This window comes from Ruegeria sp. B11, assembly GCF_056539785.1.
The window spans coordinates 290,641-315,028 of the sequence record NZ_JBQFVO010000002.1 but is presented as its reverse complement, the minus strand read 5'-3'; the positions used below and the strand labels follow the sequence as shown (position 1 = coordinate 315,028).

Genomic DNA, 24,388 nt, shown 5'->3' with positions numbered 1-24,388 from the left:
TCAGGTCCTTTTTTGATTTGAAAGTTCAAAACCGGGTTGGTGTATACGGTGCTAGATCGATATTCGGGATGCGATCCGAGACGATATCCGCAACTAGCTCGCCGGTTTTCGGGGCCATCATCAGCCCGTAATGAGAATGCCCGAACGCTGCATAGAGTCCCTCTTGGTCTTTTACTTGCCCGATTGCGGGCAAGCTGTCCGGGAATGACGGGCGCCGACCCATCCAAAACCGCGCCTCACCTGTATCAAGCTCGGGCATCATGGCCTTGGCCTGTTGGGACAGGATTTGCTTCTTCCGTGGGTCAGCGGGTGCATCGGCGCTGCCGAATTCAGCCGTACCGGCGACCCTAAGCCCCCCAAGCATCGAACTTGCGACCACCTTTGCATCCACATCCATGACCGAGTTGTTCAGTTCGACCGCAGGGGTTGGGAATTCGACATGATAGCCCCTTTCGGCCACGAGAGGCATAGGCAATCCCAATGGTTTCAACAGGTCGGCAGACCATACGCCTGCCGCAAGAACAACATGGCTGGCGGTTAGCGTATCCTGCGCAGTTGCAATCTGCCAACCACCCTCTTCTGCGGGGGTAAGCTTGGTGACTTCGGTTTGCACAATTTCAGCACCTTGCACTTGCGCCTTTTCGGCCAAAACCGCTCCCACGCGTCCCGGAGCGGTTACACGCGCTTGCCCTTTGATCACAATCGCACCTTTGAACGCTTCGGACATAGCGGGCTCCAATCGGCGCAGTTCGTCACCGTCGACGCGTTCCAGATCGCCGCCTTTTTCTCGGCGGATAAGATATCCAAGCCCGTCCAGATCAGCCTGTTCTGGTCGGCGAAAGGCGTGGATGTAATAGCTATCGGTGATCAGGTTCTCGTGCCCGGTACCATGTAAATGACGCCGGTACAGATCGACGGAGGGGCGACAAAGAACCTCCATCGCGTCCGAGACTTCGCGAACAGTTTTTTCTCCTGAGTTTCCGAGAAATCGTAACCCCCAAGGAATCATTTTGGGCCAGAAGCTGGGCCTAACTGACAGCGCGCTCTTTGGGTCAAGCAGCATTTTGGGCAGCATTTTCCAGATACCGGGCATTGCTTGCGGAATGATCGACCAAGGCGAAACCACACCAGCATTCCCGAACGAGGTTTCCTGACCCGGCTCACCTCGATCGATCAGCCGAACCTGAATGCCCCGTTCCTGCAGCGACAAAGCGCAACAGATGCCGACGATCCCTGCGCCGATGATGGTCACTTGTTCTGTCATCAATTCAGGCCGGAGATTGGCTGCGGCTGCGCGCGATCAACTGGGTGACGATGACGGGCGAGGCCACGGCCAGCGCGATCAAATCTGCCGTCAGGCTGGGCGCGACAAAGATAATCCCCGCAAGGGCCATCAGAATCCGCGCCGCAACATTCATCGGTTTCAGCCAGTAGCCCACAACCGCAGCCGATAGGGCGATGACCCCGGCGATACAGCTGGCGGCGGTGTAAGTGAACTCCCAGAAATTGAAGCCGGTTGAGGATACGAACAGCAGAACTGGCGCATATACGAAAGCCATCGGCGCAATCACCTTGCCCAATCCAAGAGTGAATGCCGACAGGCCAGTGCGGAACGGATTCGAGTTGGCAATTGCAGCAGCCGCGTAGGCTGACGTACAGACCGGTGGCGTGATCTCGGACACCACGCCGTAATAGAGCACGAACAGGTGGCTGGCGATGGGCGGCACGCCAAGCTGCGCCAGTGCAGGCTGTGCCACCGAGACCAGCATGATGTACAGCGCTGTGGTCGGGATACCCGCGCCCATCAGGATACAGACGATGGCGATGAAGACCAGTGAGATGAATAGCTGCAGGTCTTCCATGGCAAACAGCTGGAAGCTGCCGAAAGAGATCATGTTGTAGATATCTGACGCCAGATTGCCCGCGCCCTGTGTCACCATGAAGCCAATGCGAAAGCCGATGCCAGTGGTGTTGATCACTCCGACCACGATGCCAACCGCAGCCGCTGCGGCACCAACGGCCAGCGAGTACTTCACGCCCAGTTCGACCGCTTGCAGCATCTCGGGCACTTCAATCCGTTTCTGTGGATTCAGCGTGGCAATAACCGACAGGCCACAGAGGATTGCGGTCATCGTCAGGTCGAACCCGCCATCCGAGAATTTCCAGAGCACAAAAGCCAGGAAAGCCGCGGCATAGACCAGCGTTGGCGGCTGCTTGATCCGCGACATGCCCGCGATAACCGCCAGAGAAATACCGCAGAAAGCGGACATGAACGGCGTGTAGCCCGTAAACAGCACCACCAGCAGGCCGATCAGTGGCATGATATTGGCCCAGCCTTCCGCCCAGACGGCTTTGAGTTGCGGCAGTTGCTCTTTCGCCAGGCCCTTCAGGTTCAGCTTGCGTGCCATCAAGTGCACCACAGCGAAGACGCCGACATAGTGCAGAATTGCCGGGAAGATCGCTGCGATCACAATGGTGGTGTACGGAACCTCAAGGAACTCGGCCATGATGAAGGCTGCAGCGCCCATGATCGGCGGAGTGATTTGGCCACCAGCAGAAGACGCAGCCTCAACCCCGCCCGCAAAATGGCCAGGGTATCCGAGGCGCTTCATATTGGGGATAGTCAATGCTCCGGTCGATACGGTGTTGGCCACCGATGAGCCCGAGATCGTGCCAAAGAAAGCCGAGGACACCACTGATACCTTTGCCGGACCGCCAGTATAACGGCCCGCAAGTATAGTCGCGTTGTCGATGAACAGCTGCCCCAGACCGGTGCGCTGAGCGATGACCCCAAACAAAACAAAGTGGAATACGATGGTCGAAACCACCCAGAGCGTGACGCCGTAGATACCTTCCTGCGGGAAATACATCGACGAGACGAAGGTTTTGAAATTCACGCCTGGATGCTGCAGCAGGCCGGGGAAATACGGCCCCAGCAGGGCGTATGAGATGAAAACACAGATGATAAGGGGCAGTACCCAGCCCAGCGTGCGCCGCGCAATGTCCAGCACCAAAAGGATGATGACGACGCCCAGAAATACATCATAGTTGTTGGGGTTGCCCATCCGGAACGTTTGTTCCTCAATCCCAAGGAACGGAATGCCGCGCCAGGCAACGCCGACGTAAAGCGCGGCAATGATGCCAAGCGCCATGAAAACCAGATCATAGAGCGGGATGTTACCGATGCGGAACCGGCTGACCTTAAGTGCATATAGGCTTTTGGCCCCGACAATCGGGATTGTGGCGTAGACCAGAATGAACAGCAGGGCGAGATAGATGCCCATGTGCCAGTGGTCTGCGGGCAGGCCGAATCCGGCCGTGAAGAATTCGTAGAACGCTAAAATCAGGGCCACAACACGGAGAACTTTTCCAGCGGTGGGCGTCACCTGCCGGACGGCGGCACCTTCATCGAACTGTTCCTCGATGGCCGCTAGTTCCTCGGCTGTCAATTCGTGGTCATCAAGTTTCTGGGTCTCGGACATGATGGCCTCCCGATTTCGCATAGTTCCAGTGTGCGGTGCCCCACATAGGGGCACCGACGATACAGTTCAGTCTGTTACGTTTACTGAAGAAGTCCGGCCTCTTTGTAGAACTTCTCGGCACCCGGATGCAGCGGAACACCCAATGCCTCTACACCATCCAGCGCGGTATCGGGCGTGATCTGCTTACCCTTGGCATGGCCGTTGTCCAGTAGCTTGCGGGTGTTGTCGTTCCACAGGGCTTTGGTCAGCTGATAGACCAGATCTTCCGACAGATCCGAGGACACGACCAACATAGCACTGACCGCAGGGGTCTTGGTTTCCGCGTCTATGCCTTCATAGACACCACCCGGAATGGCCGAAGGGATATAGGCCGGAATGATCTCGTTGATCTTGGCCAGATCTTCATCGCTGAACGAATGCAGGTTCATGCCTTTGGTCGAGGACAGTTGCACCATCGCAGCAACTGGCCAGCCCGCAGCGTAGAAATAGGCGTCTAACTGACCGTCAGCCAAACGCTCGGCGCTTTGACTGTTGTTCAGTTCGGCTTCATCCATATTGTCGCGGTTTACACCCCAGGCGTCGAGCATCTGCAGAACAGCAACCTGCGTACCCGATCCAGCCTGTGCGATACCGACGCGCTTGCCTTCCAGATCACCCAGGTCGTTGATCGTCTGACCGGCGGGCAGCACGAGATGCAGGTCCTCGGGGAACAGATTTGCTACGATGCGAAGGTTAGGATGAGGTTTACCCTCGAACTTGCCTTCGCCCAGATACATTGAACGGGTCACATCGGCTGCGGCCAGACCGGCCTCAAGCTCACCATTCTGCACTGCGGCATTGTTGAACACCGACGCTGTCGTGGATTGCGCGATTGCGATCAGGCCCGGGACGCCACATTGGCCACCTTCTTCGCACGGGCGAGATCCCGGAGGGGCAGAAATTCCGTTGGCGATGGTGCCGCCGATGGGGAAGTAGGTTCCGCCTGCGCCACCGGTCCCGATGCGGAAGAATGTTGGATCCTGCGCCAGCGCAGGGGCGGCAAGCGCGCCTGCCAAGGCCAGTCCGGTCAAACATTTCACGAATTTCATAATCATCTCCGTTGTTGGATCGCTGGATTCGGTTTTCCCGAATTCGATCTTCTCAGCGTAGAGACGATTCGCATAAATGCAAATTTTTTATACTTCACAAAACTAAGGTTTTATTTATACATTAACCATGAACCTTATGCAGCTCACAGTGTTTCGCGAAGTGATGGAGACCGGCTCTATCTCGCAAACTGCCAAGAAACTGAATCGCACTCAGCCGGCGATTAGCCTTGCGTTGAAAAACCTGGAAAAAACGCTGGGACTGACCCTGTTTGAACGCAAGGGAAGACGCCTGGTTCCGGTTCCTGAAGCGCACTACCTTCTGGCCGAAACCACAGGCATTCTGGACCGTCTCGCCACCATCTCCAGCACAATGGAAGGGTTGATCAAAGGGCATGCAGGCAGCCTGAACATCGCAACGATGCCCGGACCGTCCGCCTTTTTGTTCCCGCGTTTTATCAGCCAGTCGGTCGGAGAAAACCCCGATATTCGCATCACTCTTTCCACCCGCAGTTCACCTCAGATTATGGAGCTTGCAGGGACCCAGAACATCGACTTCGGATTTGCTGATTTCGAACATTCAGCGGGCAAAGAACCGCAGTACTCTGCCGAACTAATCAAAGCAGATTGCTTCTGTGCCATTGACCGCACCCACCCACTTGCTTCGCGTAAGAGCCTGACACTGTCTGATCTGAACGATACGCCCATGGGCGGCTTGCATGCGTCACACCCATTCCAGCGCAAAATCCGGCAGGAATTCGAGGAGGTCGGTGCTGAGTACAATCCGACAGTGACCTGCCAGTATTTTCAGCCGCTCATCCCCTTCGTCAGCTCCGGGCAATGTTGCAGCATCGTTGATCCGCTGACCGTCGTGACCGAGCAAGAATTGAACCTGTCCGACGGAAAGGTCGCTTTTTTGCCATTCAAGAAACCGCTCAGATATGAATACGCGATCCTTGAACCCAACCACCGGCCGCCGTCTCAACTGGCTTTAAAGATCAAAGCTGGATGGAAAGCCGAGGTCTTAAAAATGTTGGAAGACGTGAAGGCGAATCCTCACACAGAATGGATTTTCCAGGCCGGGCGTGAGTAAAACTGATCGGCCCCAATGAGTTGATCTCTTGATCGCTCGAAGCGATTTACAGCGTCAAGTTGATTTGAGAAGAAAGACGGCTGGTCGCAATTCACGGATTTAGAGTAACGCAGTTTTCGGTCGACACCGATAACGCACCAACCATCGAGTATTCATACGAATTGTTTCAAAGGAGCGTTTCAACCGTTTCAGATGGCTCAACAATTACCCCTTTTGGACACAATTTTGTCCCAAAATAAAATGTAATTGCACTCAATAGTTATCAATGTGGCATGATCATGATGCTTGTCGTCCAAATACCGGCGCTTAACGAGGAGGAAACCCTTGCCGAAGCGATCGCGGCAATTCCCCGATCGATTCCTGGCGTCAGTAAAGTTGAAGTACTGGTCATCGACGACGGCTCCACCGATCGGACCGTTGAAGTCGCCTGGAACGCCAAAGCTGATCACGTTCTGGAAATGAGCAGCCATGTCGGCCTCGCCCGTGCGTTCAGTGCCGGCATCGAGTATGCACTTTCATTGGGCGCGGATGTGATCGTCAACACCGATGCAGACAATCAGTATTGCGCTGACGACATTCCGGCCCTGATTGATCCGATACTGAAGCGTAAGGCACAAATCGTGGTCGGCGCTCGCCCGATCAGAGAGATCGAGGGCTTCTCGCCGTTGAAGAAAACCCTTCAACGGCTGGGCAGTTGGGTCGTGCGACTGGCTAGCAAGTCAGAAATCCCTGATGCGCCCAGCGGATTTCGCGCCTATTCCCGAGATGCCGCTGCCCGACTCTGTGTTGTCAACACTTATACCTACACTCTGGAAACCATCATTCAGGCCGGACGCAAACATATCCCGATGACCTCGGTGCCTGTTCGGGTCAACAAGGTAACACGCCCGTCTCGTCTGTTCAGAGGTATCGGAGAGTATGTCACCCGCTCCGCAAGAACTATTCTGCGCGTTTTTGTGATCTATGCACCATTGAAGTTCTTCCTGACGCTTTCGGCAGTATTCGCCTTGCCTGGCTTAATCGGGGTTGGGCGATTTCTCTATTATTACGCGACAGACGGGGGGGCTGGGCATGTTCAGTCGCTGGTTCTGTCCGGTGTGCTGCTGGCAATGGCCACGATACTGTTCGCCGTTGGTATCCTGGCCGATCTTATCGCCACCAACCGTAGTCTGCTGGAAGACATCCGGGCCCGAGAGTTGCTGCGCGCGCCGATTAGACCTACTGAAGTAATTTCCCTCGACCCGGTCAGGGCGGTAGAGAATGGATAATCCGGCGCTAGGCGATCAGCGAAACGCCGGACTGGTAGGGGCTATCACTCTTGATCGAGTGGTACGTGCGAGCATTGTCGTTGTCTTCGTGTTTATGCTGGTGCTGGCGTATACTCATAATGTGAATTGGGACGAATTCTATTTCCTGTCACATGTCCATGCCTTCCTCGACGGTCGATTGGACCGTCCAATGCAGACCTTCTTCGTGCATGGTTTCACATGGCTCGATGCGCTGCCGGGTCATGAGATGGAACAGATATTTGCAGCCCGGCTTGTGATGGTTGCATGCGTCGGGCTGACCACAATTTCTGTGCACCGTATCGCCCTGTATTTTACCGAACAGCGATTTGCCGATATCGCTGCTCTGGGTTTCCTGACTTCAGGCTACGTTTTGGCCTATGGCGCCAGTTTCCGTGCCGATCCCATTGCTGCGGCGTTACTGACTTCTTCGATTGCAATCTTGCTGACCACGCGCCTGTCTGTCTGGCAAACACTGGCGGCAGCGCTTCTGAGCGCTCTGGCCGTACTGGTTACGATCAAATCGGCACTCTATCTGCCCGCATTTCTGGCCGTGCTGATATGGAGGATCGAAGATCGAATAGCGGTACGGCGCATCACTATCACGGGTATCTTGGCGGCTGGCATTTGCGTGTCATTCTACCTCTGGCATGCGTCTGGCCTTCGCGTCGCCGAAGGCAACCAGACGGCAAACAATGCAAAGGACGCGCTGAATACGACGCTGTTGAAAAGCGGCATATTCCCACGATCAACTGAATTCATGAGTTGGGCTATGCTCAGTCTCCCACAGATCATTCTTGTGGGGATCGGACTGTGTGCCGGTCGGAATGCTCGGCGGGTTCTGTTGATTGCGCTCTTTGCTGCACCGCTCCTCTCGGTGGTGATCTATCGCAATGCCTTTGTCTATTTTTACCCCTTCGCTACCCCACTCCTGATGGCAGCCGTCGCGATCGGAGCACAGAGGCTTGGATCATCACGACGCTCGGCACAACTGGTGATGGTGATGCTTGCGGGGCTTTTTGTCCAGGCAGCCCTAGCACTGCAAGATCGTGCAGGAAACCAACGCGCCACTATTGCGGAAATTCATCGCCTGTTCCCAGATCAGGTCGCCTATATTGATGACAGCCACATGATCGCAAGTTTCCCGAATCCTGGTTTCTTCATGTCAGGCTGGGGCGTTGCACGCTATCAGGCGGCGGGCCAGCCCGTATTTGCCAGAATCATCGCAGAACAGCAGCCACCTCTACTTATCGCCAACAAAACTGCTCTGACGCTGACGATGGACCCAAGTTCGGCCAATGGAGCCGAGCCTGTGCTGCTGCCTGAGGACCACAAGATACTACGCGAGTCATATGTGCACTATTCGGGATCGATCTGGCTTGCCGGAGGATCAGTGAAGCTGACCGACGAACCGGTTGAATTGGCACTTCCGTTCCCCGGACGATATCGGGTCGAAACCAGCCAGCCAGTACAGATTGATACAAGTGCCGTCGCATCTGGAGACATTCTTAGCATTGGCGCAGAGGCAGTAACAATCAACGGACCGAAAGGTGTTGCTGTCGGGCTGATCTGGGATACTGGTGTGGCTCCGGTCGCGCCAGAAAGCTTGGATCGAGAGGTTTATACCGGCTTCCGGATGCTTTCGCCATGAATACCGATATGCCTCTTTCCCCTCCGGTGGTCAGCACCACTCCGATACCATCTGAGCCCGGCAACAAGCGGGTGATTTTTTGGGGAACATATGATCTTAGCAAACCGCGTACTCGAATTCTCCGAACTGGATTGCAAGAGCTCGGCGTAGAAGTAATTGAAATCCACGCAGAGATTTGGCCCAAACACGCGGATAAAAGCCAGTTGAACATGGCTGTGATGATCCGAGTGTTGTTCAGCGCGCTCTTGGCCTATCCGCTTCTGATCCTGCATTATTTGCGTGCGCCTCGTCATGATTCAGTGATGGTTCCCTATCTTGGCGCGCTCGATACATTGGTGTTGTGGCCCTTTGCCCTGCTACGTCGGCGGCAGATCACCTGGGACATGTTCCTTTCGCTTTACGACACTGTCGTTAACGATCGAAGTATGGTTGGGGCCAAGTCACTGCCGGGCCGGATGCTTTGGGTCACTGAATGGCTGGCCTGCCGGGCAGCGCATCATGTCTTGCTCGATACGAAGGCGCATGCCGAGCATATTGCACGGATCTTCAATTTGCCTGAATCCAGGATTGGAGCAGTGCCGGTGGGAGCTGAGCCGGGATCCTTCCAGCGTCTGCCTCCTCCTGCGCGCCACGACGGTCCCACTAGAGTGTTGTTTTATGGACAGCTCATCCCGCTGCATGGGCTTAAAACGATATTGACGGCAGCTACCTCGGATCGAGGTCGCGATATCAATTGGCACCTGATTGGCACCGGGCAAGAGCGCCTATTGCTCGAGACAGCTCTGGTGGATGCGGAGCATAAGCATATCTCCTGGCAGAAGTGGGTTCCCTATGAGGAACTGACTGAGGCAATTTCAAATGCCGACATCTGCCTCGGCATTTTTGGCGCCTCAGGCAAGGCTGCGTCAGTGGTGCCGAACAAGGTTTATCAGGCGCTGTTGTCAGGGCGTTCAGTGATCACCCGGAGCTCACCTGCCATGATCGAAACATTTGGCAACGAAGCTCTCGGGGTGAAGCTTATCCCTCATTCAAATCCCGAAGCGCTGCTGGATGCCATCGCTGAATTGAGGCACGAGGGCTATCCGGTAATGCCTGAAGACAGACTGAAAATGGCCCAGCCGCATGAGATCGCGCGGACTCTTTGCGGATACTTGTTTCATTGTGCACCTCAAGCCGGATAAAACTGTGGTCGACATGACTGATACCGCCATTAATTCCGCAGAGCATAGTGCTTCTGCCATCTATCACAGGCACTTTGGCCCGGCCCTGCCGCAATCCAATTGGGTGCCCGCGCCGCGGTATCTTCTAAGGCGTGATCGGGTTATGCGGCATCTCAAAAATCTGAAGCCTTGCAGAGTGCTTGACATCGGGTGCGGACCGGCTGCGCTATTGTCAGAACTGGCAGAACAGGGTTTTGAAGCTTATGGCGTAGATCGTTCGCAGCAAGCCCTTGAACTGGCAGATAAGCTCAACACTCAAGCCAGCCCTATGACACTCTTGGCCGAGCTTGACCCGGATTGGAAAAACTCCTTCGACCTGATCATGTCATTTGAAGTGATTGAGCACTTGGAGCAAGATATTGAGGCCATGAGAGAATGGCAAACTTATCTGAAACCCGGTGGAACAATGATCTTGTCGACGCCTGCGCACCCATCCCGCTGGAATGCGGCCGACGTTTGGGCAGGGCATGTTCGACGCTACAGTAAAGAACTTTTAGTACATTCGGTTCAGGACGCCGGCTTCACCGTCGAAACTGTTGAGTGCTACGGTTTTCCTTTGGCCAATATTATGGAGTATTGGCGTGCTCGGGCCTATGGACAGATATTAGAAACCAACGCCAAATCTGGTAAAACAGCGAACGACCTTACCAACGAGAGCGGTAGCGATCGTTCCATTGAGCGGCGCTTCTGGCCTGTGTTTTCTTCCATACTCGCAGTCACGGTCATGCGGCTTTTTTTCCAGCTACAACGCCCGTTCCTTAACACCGAATTTGGAAATGGTTTTCTTGTAGTGGCGCGCAAAACGTAAACACATGGCTACCGCCCTGCGCTATATCGGCACCGCTGCTGCCCTGATCTTCATCGGAATCATTCTGGTTCGACACGCAGGAGACATTGCAGTGCTCGACCTCGGGTCAGGCCGCGCCCGTTATGCACTGCTAGGTGGGTTTACCCTTTATGTGCTGTCGCAGCTCGTAGGTGCTGTGGCTTGGGGGGTGACGCTAAACATCTATGACGTTGCCCTAACGCGCACACGCGCTGAAAGTCAGTTAATGGTATCGCAGATCGGGAAATACATCCCCGGCAATGTTGCCCACCTTTTGGGACGTTTCGCCCTCGCACGGAGTGATGGAGTGCCATCCGCAATTATTGCGTCATCTCTTTTGCTCGAGATCGGTTTTCTGCTCGCCAGCGGTGCTCTGGTCGTCGGAATTGTGCTCCTGACCATGCCCGATCTTGTCGCCGCAGTAATTGCAGACCTTCCAGGATCCTGGCTCGATGGACAGATGACAATCATCTTCCTCGGAATTCTGGCCTGCATCATGATTGGCCAGATTGTGATCTGGCGCAAAGCGGGAAAACCGAAACTTACATTTTCAAAATGCCTGATCCTGTTGTTTCTGCATAGCTTCAACTTTTTGATGCTGGGTTTGTCACTTTGGTGTGTCGCACGGGCGATCTACCCTCAGGGTGGTGCCGGTATATTGCAATGCATCGCAATCTTTTCGACAGCCTGGGTCATCGGTTTTCTGATGCCGGGCGCACCCGGTGGTATCGGTATTCGAGATGGAATTATTGCTCTCGGACTTGGCCTTTTCACTGATCAGGGAGTCGGTCTAAGCGCTGCGATCGCGCATCGCGCGATCTCGGTTCTGGGGGATGTAGCTGTGTTTGGGCTTGGCGTAACCCTGCGCCGATATCTAAGCAGTGGTGAGCACGAAGCTGTATAGGTTTAAAAATTTGGATCGGGTCAGCCAGACAATTTGCAGCGGAGTCTATCGTATCTGAAGGTCGCCATGCGCTGTCTCAGGCGCTAGGGTGCCGTCTTCAATTCGTTTCCAAACATAGTGCGACTTCTGGTGCGTACTACATTCCTTGAGCGCACCCAGCATCGCCTAAAGCCAGGGTTGAGGTCGTTCAAGTTTGACCCAAACCTATCGTGAGTTTTCAGCAGGCAGCCGATCAATGTGCTTTTTCACAACATCGTTCGAGAGGGTCGCGTTCAGTCGCCACTCACCTAACGGGATGACCGGCTTGTTTGCGGCCTGTGCATCAGGTTCAAAAGTAACAACAATGGTTTCACGCTTGTCACTTTCATCAAGATCAAGCTGGATCATGAGCCGTGTAACGCCTGAATTCGGATTCTGCATCGCACATTCAGAATTGAATGCCGTTTCGCAAGGATTGGCTGAAAGTTGAGAGAAGGTGGCGTTTGGCGGCGACAGTATGCGTGCGGTTAGTTCTTTCCCATCCTGACGCAATGTGGCTTTGGAGCCATCAACTGTTAACTGCGCTTCGGTATGCATTGCCCACGCCACCCGCCCCCGTTGATCAGAGCTAATTTCATCCTGAACCAACACTGTCGTTCCGTCGACAAGAGCTATGCCTCGTCTGACCGTTCCCTTGGGCTTTCCATAGGCGTCTGAAAGATCGGCGATTGCAAAATCGAAACCCGGAAACTGCGCCAACTCCTCAACATAGGCCCGCCCCGTTTCGATTTGATTTGCCATGTCAAAGGTCAGTGTATTCTGCCCGATCGTGGCCGTTCGATAATAGTCAAAACGTTTGTCAGTAAAGTAGCCGGGCAATTGGTAATTTCCGAGCCCAAGATCCACCCCCCAACGTACACCGTCGCCTTCAAGCACAAAGGTGCCCGCATCAAGGTCATTGTGATGGCTGCTAAGCGGCCCAGCCTTGAGGCCGATATAGCTGGCCTTAGGGTCATTCCAACCAGACCGCATGGTTACGATCCCAAGCCCTCCAGACCAATAGGATGTTGATCGGGCAGTGATTGGTTCACTATTGCGTCGCTGCTGCCAGATCAGCTCGAATGCTGGATGGGAAGACCCCATTTTGCTATTCATCTTAAGGTCGTAGCCCGGACGATTGAACCGCGACGCCAGCCAGGTCAATACAACAAGGTCAGTGCTTGTATCGCTGTCTCCAAAGTTAAACAGCATGCCAGTTGGCCCAGATGCATGGATCAGGAACTCCCCAAAATCTTCCAACCCTACCATTTTAGAGAGATCAAAATCATGCCCGAGGACGGAAACAAGCGCATCAAACGCCACCGCCGCGTCCCGGGCGGACAAAGCCCCGTACATCGGTCCTTCTGGCCAAGCCCCATCCGGAGCGAACATTGCCAACCCATTTCTAAGTGAAACCTGCGCTTGCTCAATAATATGATCAGCCAGTTCCGGTTCTGTTTCTGACACAACCAGAGCGGCGACGATCATTCCTGCATTGCAAACGATGTTCCAGTTGAAGGAAGCAACGGGCCAGGCGATATCCGCAGTAGCCGTCCCATCAGGAAGCGACGCGGGAACAGACACTGGGTTCACCCAGTGTTGGGGGGCGATCCAACCCTTGTCATAATAATGCGTATCCAGATCGTAGATTTTGGCGGCTTCTTTCAACCCCTTCTCGACAAGTGCCGATCGAATGATTTGATGATCCTCTTCGTCCAGATTGTCACTAATCCAACTGTATCCGAGCGACACCGCCAATGTGACACGGCTTAATCCCAGAAAGTGTGCGGGCTGCCATGTCTCCAGTTCCGAAAATTGCAAGAGTTCGGTTCTGGCGCGATCGGCATAGCGACTGTCACCGGTCAATCGCCAAGCCAAAGCCAGTGTGGTGAGGCGTTCGACCGGACGTTGTCCAAATCCACGAAAAGCCTCGTGAAGCTGACCATCTCCATTCCGAACTGCCTCAACAATAGTAGGCGACTGCAAATGCGCTTCTGCACTCTCAATCAATGCCTGATAGTCAGCCGCGAACACCTGATCGGCTGCGCGCTGTGTTTCTATGCGCTGGACGATCTCATCCGTTAGAACGACTTGCGGCACTGAGTTTTGGGACAAAGCGCTTGTAGCGCAAAAACAAGCGAAGGACAAAACGAACAAAAAGAAGGCTTTAATCGGATTCACACTTCTAACGGTCGCGATCATGGACTTCTTCCGCATTGGAAACACCTGCAACCCGACTCTGCAGCGGTGGCCAAATTCTGTCAAAGACATCCGATTAGTTCGGCTTAGCAAATTGATATGCTAAACGCCCCGTCCGGCAGCCTATTGGAGTAGTGTTTAAGTAGAGCCGGAAGGACAAACGATAAGAAAGCCAGCCACGAGAACCTAGCGCAAGCGATCCGAGCATTAATATTATGGTCGCATGGCTTGATCACGGAACCGAACCGGAAACGAGGCCAGTGCCCATCGATTTTCATGTGTTTGTTTTCGTTCCCGGCCTAGCGCAGACCGGGAACCACTTATTGGAGTGCCTCAGGCGATGGACATGCCGAGCGCTTCAAGTTGGTCTGTCAGGGCGCTTTCTGCTTCGGCAACACTGTTCCAGTCATCAGCCGTCAGGTTGCCAAGATCCAGATCCTCGGCCTGAACATCCTGAAGTGTAACGGTATGGCCGCCATTTCCGATAACTTCAAAGATAAGATCGCCATCAATTTCGGTGACCGACACATCGCTTTCGCTCAAAGCGTTGAAATCGATGATATCTTCATCGGCATTAAAACCGATAATCTGGGTCTTTACCCCCCAGTTCCAGGTAAGCTCTGCCACATCCACTTCAGCGCCGAAGGTCACAACTCCTGGGGTTTGGCTGTTTCCGGGTTCGTTGGTTCCACTACCGATATCTGGTTGGGTCGATCCCCCTGTCAGATCTCCGACCCGTGTCTGATAACCGTCTGTCGTCGCCCCGACAGGAGCCTGTGGGGTCAGCAGTATGGTGCGAGCAACCAACGTCACATCGTTCTGGTCAAAGCCAAATGGTACCTCGAGATTGTCTTCCATCACCTGATCAAAATGGAATTCGACCAGACCCGGGATCAGGTCAGCCTTGGTCACGCCGGTCAGCGTGATGCTTTGTCCTGTCGGCAAGGATGAGATCACCAGACCATCGCTACTGTCCTCGACGCTAAGCCGCTCGCGGGTTCCGAAATACAGGAAGCTGATCTTCATCGTTGAAGGATCAAAGCCGTCAATAACTTCGTGCACGCCATATTCGTGGCTACGAACATAGACTGTGTCAGCATCGCGAGGTCCTACGCCCTGCTCCCAACTAAGAACGCCGCCCATATCCTGACGGAGGTGTTCGTTGCCGACCACACCAAAGCTGTCGATGGTCACGTCCTGGAAGGTGACACCTTGCACGATTTGCGCCGCGTCCGACCATGGGCTGTCGATAACAATCTCGCCGGCCTTGGATTTGGTGACGATCATGCCGTGAACCGACGTACCGCCAAAGTCCAACTCGTCCACACCGGGGCGGAATCCGGTTATGTCGTCAGCGTTGCTATCGGCCCGGTATTTCACCCCGCCCGTGTCTGCATTGCCGGTGATCGCGGGCGGGTTTGACCCGTCTGCATCATAACTGAGGTCATAGCCCTCTCCGTCTCCCGGCGAGACGATAACTTGCCCCAAAGCTGTGGACACTTCGTTCAACACCGTCTGATCCGTGATAGAGAAATTGCTGAGCGAAAGATCGGACAGGCCAAAGCCAGTGAATACGATCTGCTTGGTTACATTGCCCGAGGTCAGCTCAATTCTAACGGTCTGCCCCAGAGCGTCCCCACTCTCTTCGAAAATCGAGAAGTTATCAGTCCCAATGTCCGGTCCGATTTCAATGACATCTCCCATCGCGGGCAGGAAGCCTTCGACCGTCTGTGCCTCGCTGGCAAGGCCCAGCATGACGTGCATATGTTGGTGGCTATGGCCACCGCCACCACCATCTCCGCCACCATCGCCACCGCTGGTCGGCATTGAACCATCAGTGCCTATCAGCCCAAGCACTTCAGCTGCGGCGGTATTGTCCAGAATAGCGAAGTTTGCCGGGCTCAGCTCAGCAAGTGTCACACCGCTGAGGGTCGTGACCTGGTTATTGGACGGGATCGAGAACACAACCGCGCCATCAACCTCGGCAACCTCCAACGCGTCGGCACCGACCCATGCGATGAAGATCGTATCTGTCGTAGGGTCGAAATCCGGGATCGTTGCATTCGTGCCCCAAGCCCAGTTAATCACCACATCCGCAGTATCTTCTGTGGTGTCAGCAGTCCCGTTGCCGGTTGGTTCCGTGGGTTCCGGATGTATGACCGGTGGGACAACGGGCGGCGACGTATTCCCGTTATCGGTGCCGCCATTTGTATCCGTGGGCAAGACACCGTCGGTGTATACCTTGATAGCGTCTTCGATACTCGGCGCGTCATAACCGCCGAATTGCGAGACATACCGCAGGATCGAAGTACCGTATTCATCGGTGGATACACTTCCACCCTGAAGCAGAGCCAACGTACCCCATGCCCCCCGCAGGTGCGCGGCGGCCATTATGCCAGGAAGACTGAGCGTGACAGAGACGGCCTGGCCATTTTCCAGATAAGTGCGTGTCGTGCCGAGATAGTCGGACAGGCTCTCTCCCTGATAGCCCAGCCCGGTTTCGATGACTTGAAGATTGTAGCCAAACGCTTCTTGAATAGCGCGCTCTTGCGCTTCGGCGGTTGTGAACTCTGCCAGCGAATTCACCCCGTTCTTACCGGTCCATGTGCCATCCCAGGTGTTCGAAGCCGCGCCATTCCCATAATAGACATCATCGGTGTAATACCCGAGGTCAATTAACAGCGCCTCGCCGAACTGATATCCAACAAAACCAAGCGAGTTCATCGAGCGATAGGACATCGCGTCCCATTCATCACTGCTTAGATCAGACCAGCTGGAATAGCTTGGATAGAAGTCGGCAACGGCCCCTCCCGCCCATTGGTTCAGCTGCCAATCCTGAATGATTCCTGCGTCGTATCGATCTCGATCCCAACCAGATTCAAATGCACGCAAAGCGTCGCGAAATTCTTCATATGTTCCATTACTCATCTTGAAACAGACTCCCATCTTGTCGTTGTTTCAGCCCAAATATTTCGGCTTTACTAGCCCGATGAATTCAGGCCCAACTTGCGTAACAAGTCAGAAGTTCAGGACACGTTAAGAGTTCATTAACGAATTAATCTGAGCGGATGCGGGCCTATGCCAACCTTTTGATGCGCTAAAAAACGCTGTACGTCAGTGGGTTATAGCGGGGTTTGAGCAAAAGATCGGTGCAGTTGCGCGAGTCTTCGCCAAATTTGGAATGTCGCAATAATTAACTTTGCATTATTGCCAGATCGAACTGTTAAGAAAGCCTCAGCCGATCCAGACCGGCTGAAGCTTTTTTGGTAATCAGGCGATGATCAGAGACCCCAATCCTGTGATTGCTGAGCCGTCAGCTCGCTGATGTGCTGCATGACATCGAAATGCTCATCAACACCCTGTACGCTGATCACCTTTTGGCCATTTGCCGTGACCCAGTGAGTGCTGGAACGCCATTCGATCTGAAGTTGATCCAGAGACGAGATCCCGAACCCTTCCAGATCGATAACAATCGAGTCGTCAGCCTCAAAATCCCGGATCACCTGACCACCATACTGGCTGCCCGGGCCGGTGATGACAAAAGTATCGCTGCCTTCGCCACCGAACATATTGGCAAACCCGGCTTCTGAAGACTGGTCTGCATCAAGGATGATGACGTCGTCGCCGTCTCCACCATTTGCATTGGTGATCATCGCGCCTTTGCGGATCACGATGGTGTCATTGCCGTCGCCGCCGTTCAGAGTAGCGAACTGATTGAGCGCACCGCCAACAATGTAGTCATCACCAGCACCACCATTCAGGGTCAGTCCACCACTGCCGGTGTCGCCGATCATGTAGTCCCAACTATCGGTGCCATCTACGTTAACGAGCTCTTCGCCGACCTCGGCATCAATCCGGTTGCCATACTTCTCGAACCACTCCAGCGTGTTTGCACCAAAGGGCGGTTCGTAGACAACCTGATAGCCTTCTTCATCGTTGCCAACCAAGCTGCGCAGGTCGATGTATGACGGGTCAAATCCGTTCCCGTCATCGTCATAGCGCACGATGATCTCGTCTGTCAGCTTGTTGAACAGCACGATCTGGCCGTTTTCGATGCGGTGATCCAGATCAAACCAACCGGTCATCCCATAAGCGTCTAGATCGATCTCGATCCGATCGCCTTCATTGGCATCGAAATCGGTGATCGTGTTCTCGCCGCCGTTCAGAATGAAGGTGTCAGCTCCTCCGTTACCGGTCAGCACGTCTTTGCCATCACCCGAAGTGAAGACGTTATCGCCCTCGTCTCCGATGATCACATCAGCATGGTCGCTGCCATAGATGTTCTCGACGCTCCAGAGCAGATCATAGCCTTCCTTGTCGCGAATCTCGTCATTGAGATCGAACGGATTGGCGCTGTTGCCATGCCAGGCCCAGTAATACTCACCGCTGGCATCTTCCGCCTTGTTGTTCATGTCGACATAGATGCCGCTCAGGCTGTCACCATACCAGGCCGTGTCATTGCCTTCTCCACCATACAGCTTATTAAAGCCGCCACCGCCAGCCATGATATCGTCACCGCCAAAGCCGTAGAGAACATCATTGCCGTCATTGCGGATTTCGGCCTCGTTTCCGCCGTGGGTATCGCGCTCGGACGTATAGGCTTGCAGAACGTCGTTGTGGTTTGTTCCCAACTGACGATCCTCATCGTGAAAGCCGACCATCGAAACACCGCCGAACGCCCCGAATGTGACGAACTTGCTGGTTCCAAGACCTGCAAGGTCTTCACTGCTCAGGCCAAGGTCTATCTTTTGGCCCAAGCCATAATGCGCACCATCCGGCCCCGTGATCAGAGCGGTTTCTTTCAACCGTTGAATGAAGGCATCTGTGTTCTGCTGCGAGATACTTGTTGCGCCCGGAAAGATGTTCGACGCCTCATCCCAATAGAAGGTTGTAATCACCTTGAACTTGTTGTCGGCCGGATCAAGCGCGACCAGATCGAATGCCGCGCCATCGACGATCGATGCTTGCAGGTCCAGCGTTACTGGCCCCTCCACGTTGACTGGTACAATGATCTTGTCTTCAAGCGGGTTGAAGTCGAGGATCTCGACCAGAGACACCTTCGGCGGGTTGACGGTTTCGACAACCTGCTCCTCGGTCTTGAACATGTTCTTGATCCCGTCGATCAGGCCTCTGGCAAGGTTGATGAACAGCTTCGCGCCCGGCAGCATCTTGGCGAGTGCCAGATTACCTGCCTCTTCCAGCCACTCTTCGCCCAGACCATTCGATTGGTTATGGTTGGGATCATGAGTTGTTGGTTCAGGCACAGAGCCAATAACGAACGTGTCGGCCCCTTTTCCACCGTAAAGCGTGTCGGCAGAGGTTTCGTCGATATGCCCGGTAAACAGGACATCATAACCGTCACCGCCGACAAGAAGGTCGTTACCAGTACCACCGTACAGTTTGTCGCCTTCATTCCCGGCAATCAGGATGTCATCGCCTTCGCCGCCAACAAGGATGTTCTTGCCTCCGCCGCCAATGATCTTGTCGTTGCCGGATTCGCCGAACAGCTGATCATCACCTTCACCTCCATCGATGTAGTCGTGGCCACCGCCACCATAGATGACATCATTACCGCCATCACCGAACAACTGGTCGTTCCCACGGTAGGCGATGATGATGTCATCTCCGTCACCGCCCGAGATATTGTCCCGATGATGATAGTTGGAATAGTAATTCTTGATCGAGGTGCCGCCATCATAGTTATCCCAGTTTTCGGGGTTCCAACCTTGGATGACGTTATCCCCGTCATTCCCTTCGATACGGGTGTAAAGATATGTCCCCTTGCTTTGCCCACTTGAGAGACGGTGCATCAGGTTTTCAAAGCTCACCTCACCGCCTGCCATTTTGTATTCACCACGGGCTTTGACATCGCGGCCGACATAGGTGCCGCTGGTGTCATGCAGATGGGTCCCATATTTATCCCACCAACCGCTGTGGCCATCGCCAGGTGATTTACCACCGGTCCAGACGGGAATATCAGGTTTGTTGCTGGCCACAGTCTCGTCGTCCGAGGCTGAATCTTCCCAGACGTAGTCCTGCAGTTCGCTGCTTTCTTCCGACAGCAGACTAACCGGCGGGATCACGATAGGATCGTCATCCGTTTCACCAAGACCAACCGATATGTTGAGCGTGCTCGCCGAGTTGGGCTGGAATTTTGATTTGCGAACATGTTTCATGTCTTTCCTCCTGTTTCCTGGATGGTCGACACCCGAGGTTCGGGCCCATACGCATCACAGATCATAGGAAAGATGTGGTTTTTCAGGCTGTTGATCTCAACAGGCGAAAGTCAGTTAAGTTGTTACAAAGTATGACAAAAATGGAATTCACGGCCTGAGAAAACCAGCGATCCGGCTGGCGCCTGTTTCAGGCCCCAGCCGGTGAGTTTGGTTTTCCCTCTGTTTGCCCGGGCGTCCGTTTCAACAGGAACTAAGACGCCCGGATTTTGGTTGTGCAGCGATAGATGATCGCTGAGTTTTCGCCCCACTTAGGCAACCATATCGACAAAGAAGCTGTCGGTCGGAACGGGGGTTCCGCAGATGTCTTCGCCGCCTGCAGTCGGTACGATTTCGCACAGCGGCGGAGGCGCCATTTCCGTCAGGTCATACTCATCCTCCGGTACTTCGGTGCCGCATTTGGGCAGCGGCAGGATCGGGGGTACAGCGATGACGTCATCACCCTGATCCAGAACGATCGGATCAAAGGGCAGCGGGTTCACTGCAACCAGATCTTCACCGTCCTGAGGCACTTCGGTGCCGCAACGTGGATCAGGCATGATCGGGGAAACTGCGGTCACATCGTCACCTTCACCAGCAGGAACCGCACCATAAGGAAGCGGGGCTACTGCGATCAGGTCTTCACCATCCTGCGGAACCTCGGTACCACACCGGGGGTCAGGCATGATCGGGGAAACTGCGGTGACGTCGTCACCTTCACCGGCAGGAACCGCACCAAAAGGCAGCGGGTTCACGGCAACCAGATCTTCGATGGGATCGGCAACCAGCGGATCAATCGGCAACGGATTTACAGCCACCAGGTCTTCACCATCATTTGGCACCTCGGTTCCGCACTTTGGAAAAGGCTGAATTGGGGGCACGGCGATGACATCGTCGTTGGCTTTCTCGAAGCTCGTAGCGGTTACATGTTTCATTGTATTTCTCCTTGTTACACACTTTGTTTAGCACCCAAAAAATCTTAGAAACTTCCTCCTCGGGTATAACAAAAAGGTGGTTATCCGGCCCCTTCATTACAACGCGAAAAAGGGGGCTAAATTGTTACAAAGTATGACAAAAATAGGCTCTTAAGCGGGCATCATCTCTTTTCAGACAGGACGCGCTTCCAAGATGTGGACCAGCACCCGCTCAGGTACCACCTTCGCCCCTCCTCGCCTTCAGGATCGAAAAAACCAGCGCCATTTCTGGCGCTGGTTTTAGCTGTTTCTTCCTATTGGGCAGCTCACATCATGGGATCGATCAGACCTCCCGGAACGTGGTCCGGATTTGCTTACTGAGAGGATCAAGAAGGTACTGTAAAAGGGTCCGTTCGCCGGTTTCGATGAAGACGTCAGCCGGCATACCCGGCAGCAGGCTCAACTGGCGGTCAGACAAAAGTCCGACAGCCTCCTCGCTTAGAGCAACCCGCGCCTCGTAGTAGGGTAAGCCAGTCATCTGATCTGTTTTCAAATCAGCCGAGACAAACTCAACGTGCCCATCCAACCGAGGGGCAACATGTTGATCGAACGCCCCGATCATCACGCTCGCAGCCTGGCCCAAGGAGACATTGTTGATGTCCTGTGGCATGACACTAGCGGTCACCACCAACCCGTCATCCTCGGGCACGATCTGCATCAGCGTTTCGCCCGGAGACACTACGCCGCCGACTGTATGCACCCCCAATTCATGCACGATGCCATCCGCCGGAGCCCGAAGGTCAACCCGCGCCAGCTGCAACGCGGCCGCGCTCCGACGTTCTTTCAAGCCATCCAGTTCGACCTCCAGCGAGGAGATCTCGTTCATCACCTGCTCGCGGAAGGTCTTTTCCAGTTGCAGGATATGGATACGCGTCTCACTGATACGACCACGGGCGACTGCAATCCGAGAGGTCAGGCCGCCACTATTACCGACAAGACTGCTTCTTTGACGCTGCAAAGTCGTCACCCGGGTACCAGGCACTAAACCCTTTTCAAAGAGCTGCGTCAGACCCTCCAATTCGCTGTCGATCAGTTTGATCTCTTCTTCGGAAGCCTCGCGCTGCGCCTCCAGGCCCACAATTTCCTGCTCTGCCTGTTCGATTTTCTCTTCTAAGGCCGCGACCTCACCATCCTGCGACAGACGACGTGCTTCCATCACCACGCGCTGCGTTGCGAGTGCGCGGTCAATTTTGTCTTCGTCTTTCCGGGCCGCAAGCTCCTCGGACAGTACGAGATCGTCCAGACCATCGCGCTCGGCCGTCAGACGAACTAACTGCGCTTCAAGCGCCACGAGCCTGTCATCGACCAAGGCTTGGCTGCCTGACAACAGCTGATCATCAAGTGTCAGAACAACATCGCCAGCCTGAACCCTATCTCCGTTTTTGACGTGAATGGCGCCGACAATACCTCCGTCGGGATGTTGCACAGCTCTGAGGTCGGACGAGACCACCACACTACCAGCCGTCACGACCGCCCCGGACATCGGGGCTTTCATCGCCCAACCACCGAATCCTATGGCGAGCACAGCAATTGTGACCAGACCAAAGCCGATGGATCGGGCAGAACGATCCCTAAACCCTTCGGTCTTCGTGTTGGAATTCTTGTTGGTATTCATGACTTCCTCCATTCATTCTGTTTACAGCGCGGGACTGGGTCAGCCCGTGGCGGCAACGATTTCTGTTTGTTGGGGTTGTTCGACGGTCTTCTGTTCAGCGGCAGGCCGTGCAGCTCCGGCGGCGGCCTGATTGCGTTGACGCAACCGCTCCATCACTTCTGTTCGAGGACCAAAATCTCCAGCGCGACCGTCTTCCATGATCAGAATCTTGTCGACTGAACCCAGCACACTCGCCCGGTGCGCGATGACGATCACAATCGCCCCGCGTGCCTTGGCGGCGAGAATGGCATGGTTCAGTGCGGCCTCACCCACGGCATCCAGATTCGAGTTGGGCTCGTCCAGAACCACCAGAAATGGATCACCATAAAGCGCTCGTGCAAGGGCAACACGCTGTCGCTGACCACCGGACAAGGCCGCGCCACGCTCGCCAACCGAGGTGGCATAGCCGTCTTTGAAGCTAGCGATCAGTTCGTGAACACCCGCTGCCTTGGCGGCGGCAATCACCATCTCGTCCGTCGCCTCGGGATCAAAACGCGCGATGTTCTGGGCGATCGTTCCGTCAAAGAGCTCAACATCCTGCGGCAGAAAACCGATCTGGGGGCCAAGCTCCTCAGGCAGGTACTGGTCGATCGGCACACCGTCGAGGCTGATGCTGCCTTTGGCCGCCGACCATGCACCAACAAGTGTGCGCGCCAAGGTTGATTTTCCGCTGCCGGTCGTCCCAATCACAGCCAGTGCCTCGCCTGCTTTCATATCGAAACCAACACCTTTGAGAACAGCGGCAGTGGCCATCGGAGGGGCAGCGATCAGGCCGTCAACGGTCAGCGACTTCTGTGCCTTGGGCATGGAAATACGATGGTCAGCTTCGTCACCAGAAAGAGTTTGCTTCAGCTGAGCCCATGCTTGCCGGGCAGCAACCAGATTGCGCCAACTACCGACCAGAGTCTCGATAGGCTGCAAGCCACGGGACATGATGACCGATGCCGCAACGATTGAGCCAGCCGATATATGTCCATGGATGGCAAGATAAGCGGCGACCGCAAGAACGGCGGACTGAAGTGCCAGGCGGAACACCTTGGTAAAGCTACCAGACACTCCGACAGTAGTGGCCGCCTTAGCACTCGCACCAAGGTGGAGATCATTCACATCTTGCCAGGTTTTGCCCAGATTGGACTGCATCCCCATCGCACGAACCATTTCGGCATTCCGGCGGCTGGCTTCTGCCAGACGGTTGCGCTTGGCCGAATGCTCAGACTGAACGCACGCGGCAGCGCGGACTTTGATATCCGTAACGATGGCAATGGCAACCAATGCCAGCGCGCCAATTACACCGACCATACCCAGCCACATGTGCATGGCAAAAACCAATCCCAGATAGACCGGGATCCACGGCAGATCGAACAAAGCTCCGGCACCTTGGCCCGACAGGAAACCGCGAATTTTCTCGACATCCTGAATTGCCGCCGCCGGGTTGCCACCCGGACGGTTGCGCGACGGCTCGGACAAAGTGCAATCAAACGCTGTTCGGGTGAGCCTTTGTTCAAAGCGATGCCCCATGGCAACCAGCACACGGGTCCGCGCGCCGTCAATCAAGGCCATGAACAGGTACAGACCGGCGACAAGTGTGCTGAGCGCGACAAGCGTATTCACGCTTTGGCTAGACATCACGCGATCATAGATCTGAAGCATGAAAATCGGCCCTGTCAGCATCAATAGGTTCACAACACCGCTGAAAACGCCGGTGGCAATCAGATTGCCCCTCAGCGCGCGCCGGGCGCTGGCAAGTTGTGGATGAACGGATGAATGCTTTGACATAGCTGGCT

At 54.8% G+C, this 24,388-nt stretch carries 15 protein-coding genes; 6 read left to right on the top strand and 9 right to left on the bottom strand.

Annotated features, from left to right (window positions below; all coding sequences use genetic code 11):
- Window positions 1-25: 25 nt before the first annotated feature.
- The 3 genes from ACR0I1_RS09205 to ACR0I1_RS09195 form a co-directional block, all read right to left on the bottom strand.
- Entirely contained in the window at window positions 26-1,264 is a 1,239-nt protein-coding gene (locus ACR0I1_RS09205; RefSeq protein WP_170611509.1) for an NAD(P)/FAD-dependent oxidoreductase, read from the bottom strand.
- 4 nt (window positions 1,265-1,268) lie between these two features.
- Window positions 1,269-3,482 carry a TRAP transporter permease gene (locus tag ACR0I1_RS09200; protein ID WP_480706051.1) on the bottom strand — a complete coding sequence of 738 codons (2,214 nt, stop codon included), beginning with the start codon at window positions 3,480-3,482 and terminating at the stop codon, window positions 1,269-1,271.
- An 80-nt stretch (window positions 3,483-3,562) separates the two neighbouring features.
- Window positions 3,563-4,570 carry a TAXI family TRAP transporter solute-binding subunit gene (locus ACR0I1_RS09195; RefSeq protein WP_170394045.1) on the bottom strand — a complete coding sequence of 336 codons (1,008 nt, stop codon included), beginning with the start codon at window positions 4,568-4,570 and terminating at the stop codon, window positions 3,563-3,565.
- Between the two features lie 148 nt (window positions 4,571-4,718).
- On the opposite strand from ACR0I1_RS09195, the gene ACR0I1_RS09190 reads away from it, so the two are divergent.
- From ACR0I1_RS09190 to ACR0I1_RS09165, 6 genes are all read left to right on the top strand, one after another.
- Window positions 4,719-5,660, top strand: coding sequence for a LysR family transcriptional regulator (locus ACR0I1_RS09190; protein WP_480502950.1), 942 nt, complete (start codon window positions 4,719-4,721; stop codon window positions 5,658-5,660).
- 281 nt (window positions 5,661-5,941) lie between these two features.
- Entirely contained in the window at window positions 5,942-6,928 is a 987-nt protein-coding gene (locus ACR0I1_RS09185; RefSeq protein WP_480444193.1) for a glycosyltransferase family 2 protein, read from the top strand.
- Window positions 6,921-8,597, top strand: a complete 1,677-nt coding sequence (locus ACR0I1_RS09180) for a hypothetical protein (protein WP_480706049.1) — start codon at window positions 6,921-6,923, stop codon at window positions 8,595-8,597. The genes ACR0I1_RS09185 and ACR0I1_RS09180 overlap by 8 nt, the downstream gene beginning before the upstream one ends.
- Entirely contained in the window at window positions 8,594-9,778 is a 1,185-nt protein-coding gene (locus ACR0I1_RS09175) for a glycosyltransferase (protein ID WP_480706047.1), read from the top strand. Before ACR0I1_RS09180 ends, ACR0I1_RS09175 begins: the two co-directional genes overlap by 4 nt.
- A 13-nt stretch (window positions 9,779-9,791) precedes the next feature.
- Window positions 9,792-10,625, top strand: coding sequence for a class I SAM-dependent methyltransferase (locus tag ACR0I1_RS09170; protein WP_480706045.1), 834 nt, complete (start codon window positions 9,792-9,794; stop codon window positions 10,623-10,625).
- 4 nt (window positions 10,626-10,629) lie between these two features.
- Entirely contained in the window at window positions 10,630-11,547 is a 918-nt protein-coding gene (locus ACR0I1_RS09165; RefSeq protein ID WP_480706043.1) for a hypothetical protein, read from the top strand.
- 204 nt (window positions 11,548-11,751) lie between these two features.
- Here ACR0I1_RS09165 and ACR0I1_RS09160 read toward each other — a convergent pair whose 3' ends face one another.
- The 6 genes from ACR0I1_RS09160 to ACR0I1_RS09135 form a co-directional block, all read right to left on the bottom strand.
- Entirely contained in the window at window positions 11,752-13,680 is a 1,929-nt protein-coding gene (locus ACR0I1_RS09160; RefSeq protein WP_480706041.1) for a heparinase II/III domain-containing protein, read from the bottom strand.
- 417 nt (window positions 13,681-14,097) lie between these two features.
- Window positions 14,098-16,692, bottom strand: coding sequence for a hypothetical protein (locus ACR0I1_RS09155; RefSeq protein ID WP_480706039.1), 2,595 nt, complete (start codon window positions 16,690-16,692; stop codon window positions 14,098-14,100).
- A gap of 353 nt (window positions 16,693-17,045) precedes the next feature.
- Complete coding sequence (locus ACR0I1_RS09150; RefSeq protein WP_480706037.1) at window positions 17,046-19,940, bottom strand: calcium-binding protein; 2,895 nt, start codon at window positions 19,938-19,940, stop codon at window positions 17,046-17,048.
- A 308-nt stretch (window positions 19,941-20,248) separates the two neighbouring features.
- Window positions 20,249-20,911, bottom strand: a complete 663-nt coding sequence (locus ACR0I1_RS09145) for a hypothetical protein (RefSeq protein ID WP_170407091.1) — start codon at window positions 20,909-20,911, stop codon at window positions 20,249-20,251.
- 322 nt (window positions 20,912-21,233) lie between these two features.
- A complete protein-coding gene (locus ACR0I1_RS09140; protein WP_480706035.1) occupies window positions 21,234-22,565 on the bottom strand; it encodes an HlyD family type I secretion periplasmic adaptor subunit in 1,332 nt (443 codons plus the stop codon).
- A gap of 39 nt (window positions 22,566-22,604) precedes the next feature.
- Complete coding sequence (locus ACR0I1_RS09135; RefSeq protein WP_480706033.1) at window positions 22,605-24,380, bottom strand: type I secretion system permease/ATPase; 1,776 nt, start codon at window positions 24,378-24,380, stop codon at window positions 22,605-22,607.
- Window positions 24,381-24,388 lie beyond the last annotated feature (8 nt).

What these genes read in the sequence shown, in the direction of transcription:
- ACR0I1_RS09150 (WP_480706037.1), bottom strand. Translation starts at nt 19,940, where the DNA reads ATGAAACATGTTCGCAAATCAAAATTCCAGCCCAACTCGGCGAGCACG.
- ACR0I1_RS09175 (WP_480706047.1), top strand. Translation starts at nt 8,594, where the DNA reads ATGAATACCGATATGCCTCTTTCCCCTCCGGTGGTCAGCACCACTCCG.
- ACR0I1_RS09195 (WP_170394045.1), bottom strand. Translation starts at nt 4,570, where the DNA reads ATGAAATTCGTGAAATGTTTGACCGGACTGGCCTTGGCAGGCGCGCTT.
- ACR0I1_RS09185 (WP_480444193.1), top strand. Translation starts at nt 5,942, where the DNA reads ATGCTTGTCGTCCAAATACCGGCGCTTAACGAGGAGGAAACCCTTGCC.
- ACR0I1_RS09165 (WP_480706043.1), top strand. Translation starts at nt 10,630, where the DNA reads ATGGCTACCGCCCTGCGCTATATCGGCACCGCTGCTGCCCTGATCTTC.
- ACR0I1_RS09135 (WP_480706033.1), bottom strand. Translation starts at nt 24,380, where the DNA reads ATGTCAAAGCATTCATCCGTTCATCCACAACTTGCCAGCGCCCGGCGC.
- ACR0I1_RS09145 (WP_170407091.1), bottom strand. Translation starts at nt 20,911, where the DNA reads ATGAAACATGTAACCGCTACGAGCTTCGAGAAAGCCAACGACGATGTC.
- ACR0I1_RS09140 (WP_480706035.1), bottom strand. Translation starts at nt 22,565, where the DNA reads ATGAATACCAACAAGAATTCCAACACGAAGACCGAAGGGTTTAGGGAT.
- ACR0I1_RS09200 (WP_480706051.1), bottom strand. Translation starts at nt 3,482, where the DNA reads ATGTCCGAGACCCAGAAACTTGATGACCACGAATTGACAGCCGAGGAA.
- ACR0I1_RS09170 (WP_480706045.1), top strand. Translation starts at nt 9,792, where the DNA reads ATGACTGATACCGCCATTAATTCCGCAGAGCATAGTGCTTCTGCCATC.
- ACR0I1_RS09155 (WP_480706039.1), bottom strand. Translation starts at nt 16,692, where the DNA reads ATGAGTAATGGAACATATGAAGAATTTCGCGACGCTTTGCGTGCATTT.
- ACR0I1_RS09205 (WP_170611509.1), bottom strand. Translation starts at nt 1,264, where the DNA reads ATGACAGAACAAGTGACCATCATCGGCGCAGGGATCGTCGGCATCTGT.
- ACR0I1_RS09180 (WP_480706049.1), top strand. Translation starts at nt 6,921, where the DNA reads ATGGATAATCCGGCGCTAGGCGATCAGCGAAACGCCGGACTGGTAGGG.